The organism is Aporhodopirellula rubra, assembly GCF_014192335.1.
Taxonomy (GTDB): domain Bacteria; phylum Planctomycetota; class Planctomycetia; order Pirellulales; family Pirellulaceae; genus Rhodopirellula; species Rhodopirellula rubra.
The window spans coordinates 138,249-155,079 of sequence record NZ_JACHXU010000010.1; the positions used below are offsets into that span (position 1 = coordinate 138,249).

A 16,831-nucleotide genomic window follows, 5' to 3' on the forward strand; every position below is an offset into this window, starting at 1 on the left:
TTACGCCTTGGCCGATTCTTGTCGTGTCTCGAACTCTAACGGAAACCGCTTGGGGTCCCCCACTCGTTGGCACAACTCGTTGATTTGTCGTTTTAGTTCAATCATGCGCATTTCGCGTCCGACGGCGGCGCGGTTAAACCTCGCGAGTTCTTCGTGTTTGTTGCGTAGTTTGTCTTCGGCTTCCTTGCGATGTGTGACGTCGCTGGCGGCGCCGAACCACTCGACGATTTCGCCACGTTCATCGAGAATCGGGATCGCGCGGGAATAGGTCCATCCCAGCGTACGGTCGCCCCGGAGTACGCGATGTTCGAGTTCGAAGATACTCTTCGACTCGATCGCTCGGTTGATCATTTGCCTAACTTCCGAGCGATCCTCGGGTGGGATGAACGTTTCCATCCAACTCTTTTTGGGGCGGTCGGCATCGGCGGCGTTATCGCGATTTTCGATTTGTCGCAGTTCGGTCCAGTCGGCGTTCATGGAATAGACGACATCCGAGGTGGCGTTGGTGAGTGCCCGGAAACGCTCTTCGTTCTCGCGTAACGCGGCCTGAGCACGTGGACGCTCGATCGCGATACCGGCGAAGTGTGTGATTGCCTCCAACGCGATCAGTTCTTCATCGGTCGGCGTTCGAGGTGTCGAGAAATAGACAGCGCTGGTGCCTAGTAGCTCACCGGTGCTGGCGCGAATCGGTTGTGACCAGCAGGCGGCAAGATCGTGCTCCTGCGCGAGGTTGATGAAATCCGCCCAGAGGCGATCGGTGCTGATGTTTTCGACGATGACGCGTTCCCCGCGAAAGATTGCAGTTCCGCATGAACCGGAATGCGGACCGATCTCGATTCCATTGATCGCTTCACTGTATTGACGTGGCAGTCGGGGGGCAGCACCATGACGCAGATGTTTGCGATCGGAAGATAGCAGCAGGATCGAACCGATCGCGCCGGGGATCTGAAGTTCAATGAATGAAACTAGCTCGGAGAGTATTTCATCGAGCGGTTCTTCGGAGGTGATCATCTCGAGAACGCGAACCTGGCCTGACCGGAATTCCTGAGAGATCTTCCGTTCGTGCACGTCGATGACCGAGCCGATGAAGCCCAAGAATTCACCTTGGTCATCGAATCGGGGGCGTCCGGTGTCGATCGCCCAACGGTATTCGCCATCGGGTTGGCGTAAACGGTAGTCGATCGAGAACGGAACATGACGTGAGTTGGCGTGGAGGAAAATCCGTTTGGCGGAGTCTTGGTCGTCGGGGTGAACGGCGCCGAGCCACCCGTACCCACCATTGCCAAGACTTTCATCTTCGGTTTGGCCGGTGTAGTCGTGCCAACCGCGTGAAAGAAACGAACAGGCACCGTTGACGTCGGTGATCCACAGCATTGTTGGAGCGTTGTTTGCCATCGTGCGAAAATAGGATTCGCTTTCTCGGAGGGCCGATTCGGCTTGCCTGCGCTGGGTGATGTCACGAAACACCAGCACGCAGCCGACGACGTCGCCACGGTTCCCGCGAATGGGGGCGGCGCTGTCGTCGATGGGGACTTCGCTCCCGTCTTTGCGTATCAATGTTGAGTGATTTTCGAGAGTGACGACGGTGCCCTCGGCCAACGCTATCACCGCAGGGTTCTCTGCCGGTTCGCCGGTCATCTCATTAACGATTCGAAAGACATTGCTGAGCGGAAGTCCAGCGGCCTCCTCGAGCGTCCACCCGGTCAATGACTGCGACACCGGGTTCATGTTCACAACATGTCCGTCAGTATCGGTCGTAATGACAGCGTCCCCGATGCTGGCCAACGTCACGCTCAGCATGTCACGTTCTCGTCGGAGTGCCTCTTCGGCGTTCTTGCGATCAGTAATGTCTCGCGTGAGGGCGAGTTGCAGCGGATTGCCGTCGGGGCCTGGCAACGGGACCGCGTGTGTTTCCATGTGTCGGCGTTTGCCAGACAGCCCGATGATGTCGAACTCAAGAATGCCTCGTTCACCACCGCAAATACGTTCATTGAATTGATGAAACGCCTCGCGAAACTCCGGTGCAATTAAGTTGTAAACGCATTCGCCGGTGACAGCGTCGGGTGAATCCGCACCGACCATCGCGAGCCCAGACGGGTTCATCTGCAACAGTGTTCCGTCAGCGGCGACCAGTTTGATGCATTCGGGAGTCGTGTCGACAATCGCTTGCAGGAATTGTTCGCGTTCACGAAGTGCCTCGTCGATGCGTTTTCGTTCCGTGATGTCGATCACGATGCCAACGATTTGTGTCGCGTCATCGGAATCGGAGGTGACAGCGTGGCCGCGTTCCTCCAGCCAGAGCGTTTCGCCATTGTCGGGGCGAACGATCCGGTACTGGCTCAGATAGCTTGCGCGGTTTTTGATCGCGTTGGTGACTTTCGTTCGATGCTGTCTGGCATCGTCAGGATGAAGCAGTGCCAAGTACTCGCGATGCGTGTGAATCGTTGTTTCTTGATCGAATCCGAACATCTCGGCAACATTGTCCGAGAACACGATTTGGTCATCTGAAGGATTCCGTTGCCAGGCGACCATGCGTGCGGCACCGAGTGCCATGCGAAGCCGTTCCTCGCTTTGGCGAAGTGAAGCGGCCGACTCAATTCGCATCTGAGCAATTTGAAGGTGCGCGCCGACTCGGGCTAGCAGTTCGCGTGCGCTGAAGGGTTTGATCAGATAATCGTCGGCCCCGGCTTCCATCCCCTCAACGCGACTTTCCTCGCCCGCTCGAGCGGAAAGCATGATGACCGGCACGGCGGAAAGATGGGGATCGTTGCGAAGTTCACGAAGCAACCCGAAGCCGTCGAGTTTCGGCATCATGACGTCGCAGAGGACAAGGTCCGGTCGGTTGAGGCGAGCGGATTTTAGTGCGGTCACGCCGTCCCCGACGGTGGTCACCTGATAACGTTCATCGAGCAGCCTCGAAACATACTGACGCATGTCGGAGTTGTCGTCGGCAACTAACACATGCGGCCGCGTGTCGGTTTCGACTGCCACGTCGGATTGAGCGGGCACGAAATCAGGGGCGGAATCACCGGTTTGTTGGGAGGCAGTTTCCTGGTTGCCTCGCGTGGTCGCGGTGTCATCGGGGAGCCAACGGAGGGCTTCTTCGACGAACGGTGTCGCGCCCGCTCCGGTTGGTTCGATGGCTCCTTGCTCGACGAATTGATCGCTCGGCAGGTGATCTTTACCTATGGGAATCGTTACCGTGAAGGTGGTGCCTTTGCCGAGGCGGCTGGACGTGGAAATCGATCCGCCGTGGAGTTTGACTAGTTCCTGCACCAACGCCAAACCGATGCCGCTGCCTTCGTGAGTACGCCCTTGGGCGTTTTCGATCCGGTGGAAACGTTCGAAGATTCGCGACAGGTGTTCCGATGGAATTCCGGTGCCGGTGTCGCGGACCACGAGCTCAACGGCGTCGTTCGTTTGACATTGAGTGATCGAAATCTCGCCATCGAACGTGAACTTAAACGCGTTGGACACGAGGTTGAGAACGATCTTTTCCCACATGTCGCGATCGACGAAGACGGGATGTGTGATCTTTCGGCAGTCAACGTGGAGACGCAGGCCGGCGCGTTCGACGGCGGATCGAAAAACGCTCGCTAGTTCCGACGTGAACTCGGCTAGGTCGGTCGGTTGATAAGCGGCGCGAACCCGTCCGGCTTCGATGCGAGAAAAATCCAGCAGCGAATTGACGAGACGCAGCAAGCGGACACCGTTGCGGTTCACGGTTTCGAGTTGGTCGCGAACCGATGGCGACAATTCGGCCGGGTGGCGAGACAACATGTCTTCGACCGGACCGAGCATCAGTGTCAGAGGCGTACGGAACTCGTGACTGACGTTGGAGAAGAACGCGGTCTTGGCACGGTCGAGAGTCGCTAGTGTTTCAGCGCGGTGTCGTTCTTCTTCGTACGCACGCGCGTTCGCAACCGCCGTCACGATTTGCCCGGCGAGTAAGTCGATGAAGCCGCGGTAGTTGTCGTCGAACGCCAAACGAGGACTGAGTCCCGCGACGAGAAAACCGAGAGGACGTGCGTGCCCCGCTTTTGCGAGCGGCAGCACGACAGCCTGCTTTGGTGGTTCGGGCCATGCGCCGACGGAGAGCGGTCCGATGTCTTCGATCAGATTTTCAACCGCGACGCTGCCGCGTCGTCGCAGCACTTCTGCCAGTGGCCACGGGCAGACGTCGTCATGGAGGTCGATGACCTCGGGGCTGGTCCGCATGTCTTCGGTCACACCTGAAATGCCGGCGCGGTGGGCGTGTTGGCCGTCGTCGTCGAGCAAGTAGATCAGTGCGAAGGGAAGATCCTGTGGGTTTCCTCCGATGGCAAATGCCGCGTTCTGGCAGGCCTCTTCGGCGGACGTTGCCTCCTCGCTGGTTCGGGCGGCGAGTTCTCGCAGCGTACGGAGTCGCCGTTCGCCGATCGTCCGTTCGGTGTCCTCGGTGACGACGCACAACATCCCGCCGACCGTCCCATCGTCGGACGGCAAGGGGCTGTATGAAAACGTGTGGTAGGTCTCTTCGGAGAATCCACGGCGTTCCAAGAACAGCAGTAGACTTTCGTCCCAGGTCGCAACGCCGGTTTGAAGAACGGACTGGGCGCGAGGCCCCACGTCATCCCAAATCTCCGGCCAGACCTCGGCCGCGGGTTTGCCCAATGCCCAGAGGTGTTTCGGCCCGAGCGTCATTTTGGCGTACGCATCGTTGTAGAAGAACGTAAATTCCGGTCCCCAACCCAGCCACATCGCATACCGCGATCCGAGCATGATGTTGACGGCTGTCTTTAATCCCTGCGGCCATTTCGAGGGAGGACCGACCGGAGTTGTCGACCAATCGAACTGACGCGTCCGGCGACTCATTTCGCCGTCCCCGGATAGAAAATCAAACGCATCGCGTTGTTGGTATTGCGACTCGCTCATAGGCTTCTTCATCTCCCGTTGATTTTCCGCGATCCGAAAAGTGAAAAGGTCACGAATGTGAAAACCGTCAGAACGTCACAATGTGGCGGGGCATTATTCCATCATTGAAATCCCGCTAAATGGCAAATTCCGATTTGGCCAATTCTATTTTTTCTCGCGCGTTGAAAATATCAAATTGAATCGTGACTCGCGATCGGGGGCCCGGTTCAAAACAGCGTTCCATATCCGAGTGAGCCTGCGCGTTGGGAACGCCTCGAGGAAGCGGTCTGCATTGAAATTCTCACTTTGGTAAGGCACCTATGATGAAGCACGTTGCCGCGGTACCGACTCTCGTGCTGGCATTGGGGATTCGTTGCGTCTGAGGTTGCTCTGGACGCTATTGGTCTACGTGTCTTCACTTGCTGAATCGAGGAACCTGATCTCCAAATGCAATAAAACCGATCGTTAGTCGTGCGGGCAATGTGTTCGAAACGAGATGGCGATTTCGGAGACAATGCGTACAGCGTGCCAGCCCCATTTGTCGGTCTTCATTTTTTTGACGACACCGTGTCGCTACGATAGATGCGTGACGTTGAACAGTTGAAACGGTCGGCCTACATCAGCGCTGGCCGCTAATCGCTCAGTTGGTCGTTTTTCGACCAGTTGTTCGTGTGTCGCCCAAGGCACGGCGATCGCATCAAAATTAGGCTGACAAAATTAGATTTTCGAGGAAGTCAGTGTTCAAGCCTGCTTGTTCTCACTTCTGTTTGAAGCTTCCCTTGGTCGTGTCCCGCTTGAGGAGCGTCGTCACATAACGCGGATGAACGTGAAATTCGCCGTCGCGTTCTTCGTCCGAATGCGGCTGGCATCGTCGTGGAACACGACATCCAATACCCAGTGCATGGACTCCTCGCTCCAGTGACTCCGGACACTGATTGCGAACTCTCCTACCCGTGCAGGTCGACTGAGCAGGAAGTAACGAACCTCGACATGGCACTTCCCATTTTGCTCGGTTTGCGTGATGGCTTTGTCGATGATCGTCGCACCTGCCCAGTGATCTGTCATAGCCTTCATCTCAGGTGGTACCGGCCACACTGCGTAGAGTCGTTCTTATTGTCGCCCACGCTTTTTGCCGACCGTTTTCTTTGAGTTCACTCCATTGGCTTTCAGCCCTTCCTCGTGAGCTGACTCGCAGTGTTCACGGATGGCATTGGCTAACTTGGGATGGCTGTCCTTAATCGCAAAGATGTGGCCGCCATTGCAATGAGTCTTCTCGGCAATCGACTTCTGGGCTCCGATCGCATCGAGAGTGTTGATGGTGCTGCGGACATCAATGAAGGCCAACAGTGTATCAATTGCTGTGACTTCGTTGTTTTCTGAATCCAGTCCGGTTTTCCCAAGAGTGACTCCATGTTTGGAAGCCCCAACGGATACAAAGTGAATTGCGTTTGATTTCTCAGCGTTGGTGTTAGAACCGCGTGCCGTCTTGCCATCGATCGCGACATGGACGGGCAGTGATTCATCTTCGTCGCGATCACGCTTGTTTTCGGAGTTGCGATGTTGCTGGCAAAGTTGTGTGTGCCAGTCCAGTAACGCCTGCGGGAACTGCTTTGGCTTGATCAGCGACAGGACTCGATCGATGGTGTCGTGCGAGGGGATACCGTGTGGGAAATCTGCAAAGCGACTGAGCCAACCGAGTCATTCATTTCCAAAGCACTCGATCTCTTCGGGACCGTCGGCATCGGCGATCGTCGCAGCAACCACTGGGAACAGGATGGAGTTCAACGGATGGGTGGTTCGTCCTGGAACGCGAGGGTCTTCGACTTGATCAAAGCAGTCATGTAACACATCGATTCGCGAAAGCATTACCGCCTCCATAGCAGGGCATGATTCAAACGAGTTCACGTAATCTTTCGGAAACCGGCCTTCACCACGACAACCGGCAAACGAATACTTCTTCCGAAATTTGATGCGATGGACGTGAAGGTAAACCAAGCCTTGGTTGTGCTGCCGGACAGATTGTCCTGGCCGGAATCGAGTCACTCATTGGAGCGAACTTGATCTGCAAAGGCTTCCAGGTCGCTGTAGTTCAGTTGCCATGTGGTGTACATGAACCCTTTAACGTTTCTGATGCCACGAGCAGCTTGCTTCCACTGTCCAACATTCTTCTTAACGTCATCGTCATAATATCCCGCGATGATCTGCTGGTGACCGCGGTTCGCAAAGAAGGATAAAGACGATTTCGCATTGCCGCCGTTCCAATTGACCACGCTGACCGACTCGTCGAGTCCTTGCCACGAACCAGCGAGTGTTCCATGCACAAGGTAGTAATGGTCGTGCGCGTTGTGATTGGGGTCGAACATATCCGACCAGACCATGACTTCCGCATTGGGGCAAATTTCGTGAATCAGCTTCTCACAGCGATGCACGTTGTCGGCCAGTAGCTTGCCCGATGGGCGTCCTTGAGCCAGTTCGTCCCAACCCGCTACGCGAATTTCGTCATGAGACATGAAGTACCGTTTTGGCTTGAGGTACTGGTCGATTTGGATGACCTCACGGCGGAGTAGGTCGAACACTTCCTCAGCAACCAAACTGCAGCATACTTGACTGTCCTGAATGATCGCTGCGTGGTAGTACGAAACACCCAAGACATCACCGTCGCGAATGCGAGATTGGTTTGTCAGTCGAATCGGGGGTGCTTCATGATCATCATCGTATTCACCGGCATACGGCACACGGCCCAGCAACGGATCTTCCCAGCGGGTAAAGTCAAGACCCTCCTGATATTCGACCGATCCGTCGCCACTGCGAACTCGTAGCGGGCAGCCTTCGCGGCGCAGCAAGTTGATCCCGCCCACTTCCTCCAATTGGACGTCGTCGATCCAGACTTGGCCGGACTGGGCGCCCCACAATCCAAGATAAACATTGACTTCTTTGTGCTCGAGGGAATTGAACACAACGCGATGACGTGTCCAGTCCTGCGTCGACTTGATTCCAAGGTTTGCATGATTCAGCGCCCTGCCACCCTCGTCTATTGGCATGAACTTGAATTCGCTGGTCTGCAACCCGTCCGACTTTACCCATAGCGTCAGCCGGTATTCATGGAACGGCTTCAGCGTCACGCGACGAACGACACGGCAGTTGCCGCCACTGCCTTCATCCTTGCGCGACGCATCCATTCGCAGCGACGACCGACCGGAGTGTTTGATACTCGCATCGAGTTTTGAGGCGGTACCGAAACCATCGATCCAATCCCAGCGTTCTGGTGCGTTCTTGGATGCTGCCTCGAAATCACCTCCATCGAGAAAGTTTTGTTTCGACGCCGGCCTTGCCTCATTTTGCTTGACCACAAACTTGCAGTCTTTGACAGGCAAACCAGCCGCCAAGTTTGGATTGTTCTGGAGTAGGCTGTTGGAGTATCCAATCTGCATCACCAACGGAATCAGCTCGAGCTCCAATTCCTCGGCCACCGTTCGCGTTCGCACCAGATTGCGATAATAGTTGTCTGGGCGTTCATCCAGCTTGCCGAATTTGAAGTCGGTAATCGCCGCACCGTTGTAGCCGGCCTTCTTCGCTCGTGCGAGCAGTTTGATCAGTCGATCAACATCCTGATCGACCTGGAAGTTGACCGGTGCGTATACCCACAGCCGATGGGCGTCGTCAGCAATGGATGGGCTTACCAGTAAGGTGGAACACAAACACCCGAAGGCGACGATCTTTATTAGATTCATTGGCATCGTGACTCATTCCGCTGTATCAAACAGACGCTGCGCGTACACTCAACTAAACCGCACATGAGGAATGTTCCCGGACTCGCTTTCCCGGGTGCACTTCGGATTAGATGGGAAAGAGCTCGCCACAGCAAGAATACAATATACAGCACCCCAGTGGCGCCATGTTGTACATCGAACTCAGTTAGAATCATGTTCCTGTTGTCAAACAAACAATCTGCGGCGTAATCGACGGCGGCAACTCTTGACCTGACTCTCGACCAAGAACCATTTACGAAAAATGAAAATCCACATCGCACTTGTGACTGTGCTGATTGCAGCAACCTGTTCTGCTGATGACGTTTCCTTCGCCAAGACCGCGGCGGAAGTGCAGCGGATCTCGCTATGGAACGGTCAAGCACCCATTGGGGAGAATGCAAACGAAGATGCCGAGGCATGGATCACCTTGCATCAACCGGTGGCTCCCAATGGCACAGCGATTGTGATCTGTCCTGGCGGCGGGTACGGCGGATTGGTGGTGGGTCCCGAAGGTCATGGGATCGCTGCGTGGCTGATTCAGCATGGGATCACCGGTGTGGTGCTGGAATATCGGCTCCCGGCAGGACGCCATGCGGTGCCGCTGCTTGATGCGCAACGAGCCATTCGTACAGTGCGTGCGAACGCGAAGCGGTGGAAGGTTGATCCCTCACGAATTGGAATCATGGGATTCTCGGCCGGTGGGCACCTTGCCTCCACAGCTGCAACACATTTTGACAAGGGTGATGAAACCGCGACCGATGCGATTGGTCGAGCGAGTTGTCGTCCCGACTTTGCAATCCTTGTCTATCCTGTCGTCTCGTTGGGGCCAAAAGGGCACTCTGGAACGAAGACAAACCTGCTGGGCGAGGAGCCTTCTCCCGAACTAGTGAAGTTCTATTCCAATGAGTCGCAAGTCACACCGAACACGCCACCGATTTTTCTGACGCACGCTCTGGATGACAAAGTCGTGTCGCCTGAAAACAGCCGACTGCTGTTCGCGGCTCTCCAAGCGAAAGGCATCGCTGCTAAGTACCTGGAACTACCCTCGGGGGGACACGGACTCAACGGATACAAAGGCCCCATGTGGGACGCTTGGCAAGAGCAGGCACTCGCCTGGTTCGGAGATCTGAACCGAGCAAACTAGATTTCGGTTGTGTGTTGATTTTGACATTCGTGGTCGCGAACGATTCACCGAGTCCTTGCTGAGTGAATTGCCGCTGGCTCGTCTATTATCAAATTGGCCTCGTGGTGAATGAACCGTCTCGCGACTGTGGACGGTTGTTTACGATGTCGCGGAAGCAGAACGTGACATTTCGCACTGCCCGCTGAGTTACAAAGACGACATGCTCGCGTAAGATGGGGAGTTGCAGGCGCTGCTAGAAACGGCCGACTTTCATGGTTGGTGGTTTCCCTCGTGCACCCGATAATTCAAAACCAACTCATACAAAACCTGAATATGAATTCACACCTGAAATCGTTGCTTGTGTTCATTGCCGCCTTCGCCGTGATGGCAGCTTTCCCACCTTCCGGACTGGCACAAGCACCGGTCGATCGTGATGTGGCTTACGATGACAAGCATTTATCACAATGCGTTGACGTCTATTTGGCTAAGTCTGATAAGCCTACCCCAGCGGTTATATATATTCACGGCGGTGGATGGCGAGGAGGTTCCAAAAAGGGCGTGCCGGGATGGTTGATGAGATTCGTCAGCGACGGCAAGCTTTCGGTAGTCGCGGTGGAATACCGATTCACTGATGTCGCGATACACCCTGCTCAGGTCAACGACTGTTTGCGAGCGATTCAGTTTGTCCGCCAGAATGCCGAAAAATGGAACATTGATCCACTGCGACTTGGCGTCACCGGCGGTTCGGCGGGCGGACACTTGTCAGCGTATGTTGCCTTGCACGACGACGTTGCCAATGCGAAATCAACCGATCCGGTGGAGCAGCAATCGTCACGGGTTGCCTGCGCCGTCAGCTTTGCGGGCCCGACAGATTGGTCGCTGTTGAGCAGCATTGCACATGGCCATCCGGCCTATCGTCAATTGATTGGATACGTACCTGGAACTCCGGCTTCCGAACTGAAAGCGGAACTCGTCAAAGATGTCTCGCCAATTACCTTCGTCAGTGAAGATGACCCTCCAGTGATGCAAGTTCATGGAGACAATGACGACATTGTCCCGTTGGAACACGCATCAAACCTTCATGAGCAACTTCGGTTCAAAGGTGTGACGTCTGAACTGGTTGTCATTCCCGGAGGCAATCACGGAGTCGCCGGCGCCGGAGATCAGGTCTCAACCCGTGCGGTCCAATTTGTTCAACGATATTTGCTGGCGCCTTAGCGAACTCGCAATGCACGCGCACATGCGACGCTGGAGTCATTCTTTCTCGCTGTTGGAATTCGCCACAATAAGTTGACAGTGGAACGATCTTAACGCGAAGGCAAGTGTTCCAACCTGATGATCGGGCTGAAGTCAATGAGAGAGACCGCGTGAAACTTTGCTCGAATTCAATCATGGAGAAAGTTGGCATGTAGCGACGCCGCTACAAAGGGGTATCGTGGACTTTGGTCCTTGCCGTGAATGCTCCCATCGCGTGATGCTTGACTTTGCGTTTCCAAATTCGGTTTCCGCTAAACGCAAATAGCGTGTCCCCATCCTTGCCACCGAGGCAAACGCCGCTCACGCGATCGAAGTCAGGCACAGGAAGCATCACTTGAGTGGGGCCATCGGCGACAACCTCCCAGTCCTCTCCAGGATTCCAGATATTTTGGCGCGCGGGGCACGTGGCCCCACCGGACATGCAGCGATCATTTCCATCGGAAGAAAGATTCAAGTTGAACTCCTTGGCGACAAACGACAGCAAGTTTTCAACCAATAGACGAAGGTTGTTGTCGCAGACGGCAGCAACCTGGAACTGTACGAGGGCCTGATCGAGTAGAGGTCGCCACCCTTTGAAAAACACACCCCTTTCTGGTTCGCAGCCGTATCCGAAGCGGCGTCAATCTTTCTAGAGTCGATTGAAATCGGAACAATCGGCCGCGTAATCTTGCTCTCAATCAGCGACTATTCGGTCACTTCGAGGATCCGGATATTTCGGAACTTGAGATTGTTTGGCTGACCGTGATCTTGAAATCCAATGTAACCCGTCAGCGGTCGGTCCTTCATCGGTGTCTCATCCAAGTCGCAGTGCACGATCGACTCACCATTGAGCTCGACTTCGACGTCCGTGCCGATGCATGTGACAACCATTCGATTCCAAACGCCCGGTGGCTGCGACATGTTCTTGGAAGCCGCCGATTTTGTACCGACGACTCCACCGTGATCGTGCGAAGTCAAGGAGCCTTCCTTAGCCGATGAATCAAGGATCTGAACCTCGATGCCTTTGTTGACTGGATCGTTGCGATCGCCCACGCGGAAGTAAACGCCGCTGTTTCCACCAGGCGGGTAGGCATATTCAAGGTCCAGGACAAAGTCCTGGTACTTTCTTTCTGACCAAAGATACGCATCCCATCTCGACCACCCCTGTTCCCCATCTCTCGGTTGGATCAACAGTGAGCGGTCATCTTGGACGATCCAATTTCCGGCGGTCTTCCAACCAGACAAATCTCTACCGTTGAAAAGCGAAGTGAACTTGGAAAGATCACGCAGCTTGAGGTTCCGCCATCGTACTTCGTATGGCCCTTGCCCCTTGCCGATGCCATGCACTTGCAAGCCAATGAATCCTTTCGGGTGCGACTTGTATCGCTCTTCGTGAATGAGATCAGAAATCTGTGTGCCGTTGATCCAGGTTTCGATCCTATTGCCAAACGCCACGACTCGATACGAGTTCCACTCACCATCTTGAAAGGTGTCGTGTGGTGTGCGATCGGAATCAGGCGTCATCCACCCGCCTGCAGATTCGCCATAGACATAGCCCGCCATTTTGTCGAGTGAGATTTCGACTTGCGGTCCGTTGACTCTGCCATCCGGCTTGCTGCCTTCGCTTTGCGATCGAATTTGAACGCCGGAGTTCAGGGCCGTGTCGACCTTGACATCAAATGACAGTTCAAAATCCCCGTACAACGTGTCAGTGCAAAGGAACGAGTTAGGGCTGCCCTCATTGGTTTTGCCGACGATCGAGTCACCTTCAACTCGATAGGTTGCAGTGCCGTTCCGCTGCGTCCATCCGCTCAGGTCTTTGCCATTGAAAAGATCGATGAACCCGCCGGCGTCTTGGGCCGAAGTGACCGAGGTAAAGCCGAGCAACAAACAGGCAAGAAGACAGATACGTTTCACGGTGGGGACTTTCGTTTGAGGTGGAGGGGATATTTTACGCGACAATCGTTCTACGGTAGTTCGAGGATTTCTAATTTGCGAACATGGACCATGCTGCTGGGAAGATGCTGCGGAAAAGCAACAGGGGCCAATCTGGGAGCAAGCGTTCCCTCCTTGATTTGCTAAACGCTGTTCTCCTTGCCACCTTTCTCTCATTCGTGCATCGGCTGACCGCTGGACAACAAAAGCCATTCGCCGTTCCGGCAATCGGATTGCCAGGAGGACGGACCCGACAATAAAGGATCGAAGCGAGGTAGCGAATACAATGGGCAGTTGGTGAATGATGGTAGTCGAGACACTCTTTGCGAGAGAATCGCAACGGCTCCAGGTTAACAAACTCGCCAATCTGCCGCATCTCGCCCGCCCCTTCATGCTGGAATATTGACAAAGTTTGCAATCCCTTGCAGCCGCCTGCCCCGTGACGCTTGGAAGGGAGACGACGAGGGCTCGCAGATTTTTAAGCGTGATATCAGCTGTCTGTCACCAAGTGGCGACGCATGATAATGCAATCAATTCTGATCTTTGAGCGCGTTGGCATAGTAGTCAGGCAAAAAGCAGAACCGCTGTCATTGGGTGGTTTCGGCATGCTATGAGCGGCGGTGTGCATGCGGTCACTTGGGTTGGGGTGGAAATCTCAAGAATCTACACGCACCCTGAAACCAGCGGCGTTTGGCGGGAATGCTCAGCGGACTCGGTAATATGACAGCCATTCGGCTAGGTTCACCTGTTTGAGTTCATGAGCAGTAAGTCCTTCTGTCACTCAATTCTGAGCTTTGATACGGAAATGAAGGTTTGGTTAGAATTCGTTAGCGCGTTGTTCGGCTCCATCGCTTGGCCGGCGGTTGTCATTGCTGTGATTCTGGAGTTACAAAAAACGCTCGCAGAACGGATTCCTCGGGGGCGTTCCTTCACAGGCAAGGTTCGCAAGGTGGTGAAATTTTGCTGTCTGAAAACGACGCTGAGGCGATCGTGCGGGATAACCTCGATGGCATCGACGATGGTGATCGAAGGCATGCCCGAACAAGAAAAGGCAGTCTTTGCGAAAAACAATTGATCCGGCTTCAGGAAGGAATCACGTGGGATGGCAGCAAACGCGAAGAGATCAGACCCTTCGAGCGGTTGGTACTCAAGTTGCGGGGCAAAGGTCTTCGGCGATGATTGCGATCGACTCGCGTGCTCACGATTGCGTTCGATTTCTCAGCGTTGGTGTAAGAACCGCGTGCGGTATTGCGATCAATCGCAACATGAATGGGCAGGGACTGCTCTTCATCACGATCACGCTTGTTTTCGGAGTCGCGATGTTGCTGGCAAAGTTGTGTGTGCTAGTCCAGTAACGCTTGCGGGAACTGCTTTGGCTTGATCAGTGACAGGCCTGGCCGATGGTATCGTGTGAGGGGATATTGCTGGGAAAATCTGCAAAGCGACTGAGCCAATCGAGTCGTTCGGCTCCAAAGCACACGATCTCTTCGGGACCGTCGGCATCGGCGATCGTCGCAGCAACCACTGGGAACAGGATGGAGTTCAAGGGATGGGTGGTTCTTCCTGGAACGCGAGGGTCTGCGACTTGATCAAAGCAGTCATGAAACACATCGATTCGCGAAAGCATTGCCTTCTCCATAGCAGGGCATGGTTCAGACGACTTCACGCAATTTTTCGCAACAGGTCCTCGCCAAGACAACCGACAAATGAATACTTCTTCCGAAATTTGATGCGATGTCCGTGTCGCTCAAGGCAACTTTGATCGCGAACGATCTCCTTGACGTAAGTTGCGTTTAAACAACGAAAATGCTTTCACTGCGATCGACTATGCTCACGACGTGCAGGATTATTGTTTTTGCTTCGCCGGCCAATTCATCAAGGGTTTGCCTTCCCCGTTTAAGAGTTGAAGGTTGGCGATGACTGCGGAACCGGGGCCGTCGCAGACATCGATTCGCAGCCCGTGAAGGCGTTGGTCGGTGTTCAAGGGAACGCGAATGGATTGCGCGTCCATGGCTCCCTGGACGTCAAAGGTCAGCTTGGTTCCGTTGGGTAACGTTGTTTGGGCGTCAGTCGTCGTGAAGACCTCGCCCGTGGCCGCGGTCGGTGACGTCAACTCGAATGCCAACAGGTAGGGACCCTCAGGCAAATCGGCGCGGCGAAGATCGAAGGCCAGTCCGGGATCGTCGCCGGTGAACGTGAGTCTGAGTTCACCGCCTACGATTTTCAGCGACGTGTTTTTCCTTGCTCGGATGTTTGCTGGATTACTACTGCTGGCTGACGCACGGCTATTGCGGTTTTTCTTTCGTCTCACATATTCATCAATGTCGGTCGTGTCGAAATTGGTCCACTCGCGATGCCGATGGGTGCCCGTGGATTCGCTGACCTCAGAATAGGATTTCTTCGGTGCGTGCAAGACATTCTTGGTCATGTCTTCCCAGGTTGCGATCATTGCGTTGAGCCGTTCAGGATAAACCTCGGCGAGGTCGTTCAGTTCCGACCGGTCGTCTGCAACGTTGTAGAGTTCCCAATGTTCACTTTGAAAACTGACCAGTTTCCAATCCCCATCACGGAGACCGCGATCGAGCGAGAAGAGGAGATGAATCGGGGGCCGTTTCGCGATCAGGTTTCCATCAAGGATTGGTTTGAGCGAAATACCTGAGACGGGACGCAAGTCACGATTCTCCCACGACTCAGGAATGTTCGACTGAGTGATCTCGGCCAACGTGGGTAGCACGTCGATCAAGTGTGCGGGTTGATCGACTACGGCACCGGCGGGTTGTTTCAATCCGGCGGGCCAGTGAACAATGGCGGGCGTTGAAATTCCGCCTTCGAATTGATTTTGTTTGTAGTAACGGAACGGGCTGTTGCGTGCCCACGACCATCCGGTCGAATCCGCGAGTGTCGTTTTCGCGTCGGTCGGTTCGACATTCAAACGTGGTTTTTGGCGATCGTAGGGACAGGCGCCGTTATCCGCGACGAAAAGGATGAACGTGTTTTCGAGTTCGCCGTTGCGTTTCAAATCCTCTATCAGCCGGCCGACTTCCTGGTCGACCCGATCGATCATGGCTGCCAACGTCGACATGCGATTGGCTTCGTAGTCGCGTTGCCATTGTGTTAGGTCGTCCCACGCCGGAATGTGTTCGGGACGTGGGGACGGTGTGAGAGAGTCGGGGATCACGCCTTCTTGCTTCTGTTTGGCGATCCGTGCGTCGCGAGTTACATCCCAACCCTTGCTGTATTTGCCTTTGTACTTCGCGTAGTCTTCGGGCAAGGCATGCAGTGGGGCATGGGGGGCGTTGAAGGCGACGTACAAATACCACGGTTGATCGACCTGTCGTGCTTCATTTAAAAATCGCAGGCCGTAATCCACATTCGCGACTGTGGTGTAGAAACCCTCGGAGGGAACGTTCCATGGTTTGCCGTTGAGGCGAAACGTGTTGTCACCGGCGAAGTAATTGCACGCTCCGCTGAGGTGACCGAAATACTTTTGGAAACCGAAGTCGGTGGGCTGTTGTTTGAGATGCCATTTGCCCGTCATGGCAGTGGTGTAGCCCGCTTTGGCGAGCACTTCGGCCGACGTGACCGCGTGCGACAGCGAGACGTCTCCGGCGGCGATGCAGTATTGACCGGTTAACAAGCTCACACGAGACGAATGGCATTTGGCTGTGTTGTAAAACTGCGAGAACCGAAGTCCGTCGCCGGCGAGTGAATCCAGATTAGGCGTATCGATCTCGCTGCCGTAGCAGCCGATGTCAGAAAAGCCGAGGTCATCCACCATCATCACGAGAACGTTCGGGCGTTCGGCGTGAACGCGAGTGTGAGCCTGCATGACGCAAGCGAAAAGGAACAGGCATGCGGATACCAAGAGTCGCATCATTTCCGAACTTTCAGGCGA

Annotated in this window: 8 protein-coding genes and 2 pseudogenes; 3 read left to right on the forward strand and 7 right to left on the reverse strand. The window is 54.8% G+C overall.

Going from position 1 to position 16,831, the window contains the following annotated elements:
- The 3 genes and pseudogenes from FHS27_RS14995 to FHS27_RS15005 all read right to left on the reverse strand — a co-directional run bounded on the left by FHS27_RS14995 (position 1) and on the right by FHS27_RS15005 (position 8,630).
- Positions 1-4,914: a PAS domain S-box protein gene (locus FHS27_RS14995; protein WP_184305724.1), complete on the reverse strand. Its 4,914-nt coding sequence runs from the start codon at positions 4,912-4,914 to the stop codon at positions 1-3.
- 736 nt (positions 4,915-5,650) lie between these two features.
- Positions 5,651-6,771: pseudogene (locus tag FHS27_RS15000) on the reverse strand (ISAs1 family transposase).
- A gap of 161 nt (positions 6,772-6,932) precedes the next feature.
- Positions 6,933-8,630, reverse strand: a complete 1,698-nt coding sequence (locus tag FHS27_RS15005; protein ID WP_221225125.1) for a hypothetical protein — start codon at positions 8,628-8,630, stop codon at positions 6,933-6,935.
- A gap of 274 nt (positions 8,631-8,904) precedes the next feature.
- Here FHS27_RS15005 and FHS27_RS15010 point away from each other — a divergent pair, with 274 nt between their 5' ends.
- Together FHS27_RS15010 and FHS27_RS15015 are read left to right on the forward strand one after the other, a co-directional pair.
- A complete protein-coding gene (locus tag FHS27_RS15010; RefSeq protein ID WP_184305726.1) occupies positions 8,905-9,786 on the forward strand; it encodes an alpha/beta hydrolase in 882 nt (293 codons plus the stop codon).
- Positions 9,787-10,098: 312 nt separating this feature from the next.
- Positions 10,099-10,983 (forward strand): alpha/beta hydrolase, encoded by an 885-nt coding sequence (locus tag FHS27_RS15015; protein ID WP_184305727.1) that lies wholly within the window; start codon positions 10,099-10,101, stop codon positions 10,981-10,983.
- A gap of 202 nt (positions 10,984-11,185) precedes the next feature.
- Here FHS27_RS15015 and FHS27_RS15020 read toward each other — a convergent pair whose 3' ends face one another.
- Both FHS27_RS15020 and FHS27_RS15025 read right to left on the reverse strand, forming a co-directional pair.
- On the reverse strand, positions 11,186-11,476 hold the full coding sequence (locus FHS27_RS15020) for a hypothetical protein (RefSeq protein ID WP_221225126.1): 291 nt from the start codon (positions 11,474-11,476) through the stop codon (positions 11,186-11,188).
- A 230-nt stretch (positions 11,477-11,706) separates the two neighbouring features.
- Positions 11,707-12,918: a 3-keto-disaccharide hydrolase gene (locus FHS27_RS15025; RefSeq protein WP_315854576.1), complete on the reverse strand. Its 1,212-nt coding sequence runs from the start codon at positions 12,916-12,918 to the stop codon at positions 11,707-11,709.
- A 775-nt stretch (positions 12,919-13,693) separates the two neighbouring features.
- Here FHS27_RS15025 and FHS27_RS15030 point away from each other — a divergent pair.
- Entirely contained in the window at positions 13,694-14,011 is a 318-nt protein-coding gene (locus FHS27_RS15030; protein WP_184305729.1) for a hypothetical protein, read from the forward strand.
- Positions 14,012-14,138: 127 nt separating this feature from the next.
- On the opposite strand, the pseudogene FHS27_RS15035 reads toward FHS27_RS15030, so the two are convergent.
- A pseudogene (locus tag FHS27_RS15035) lies at positions 14,139-14,575 on the reverse strand (transposase family protein); the annotation flags it as partial.
- A 207-nt stretch (positions 14,576-14,782) separates the two neighbouring features.
- Positions 14,783-16,765: an arylsulfatase gene (locus FHS27_RS15040; RefSeq protein ID WP_184305812.1), complete on the reverse strand. Its 1,983-nt coding sequence runs from the start codon at positions 16,763-16,765 to the stop codon at positions 14,783-14,785.
- Positions 16,766-16,831 lie beyond the last annotated feature (66 nt).

Coding starts and splice junctions, on each gene's coding strand:
- FHS27_RS15005 (WP_221225125.1), bottom strand. CDS start 8,630: ATGCCAATGAATCTAATAAAGATCGTCGCCTTCGGGTGTTTGTGTTCC.
- FHS27_RS15040 (WP_184305812.1), bottom strand. CDS start 16,765: ATGCAGGCTCACACTCGCGTTCACGCCGAACGCCCGAACGTTCTCGTG.
- FHS27_RS14995 (WP_184305724.1), bottom strand. CDS start 4,914: ATGAGCGAGTCGCAATACCAACAACGCGATGCGTTTGATTTTCTATCC.
- FHS27_RS15015 (WP_184305727.1), top strand. CDS start 10,099: ATGAATTCACACCTGAAATCGTTGCTTGTGTTCATTGCCGCCTTCGCC.
- FHS27_RS15030 (WP_184305729.1), top strand. CDS start 13,694: ATGAGCAGTAAGTCCTTCTGTCACTCAATTCTGAGCTTTGATACGGAA.
- FHS27_RS15010 (WP_184305726.1), top strand. CDS start 8,905: ATGAAAATCCACATCGCACTTGTGACTGTGCTGATTGCAGCAACCTGT.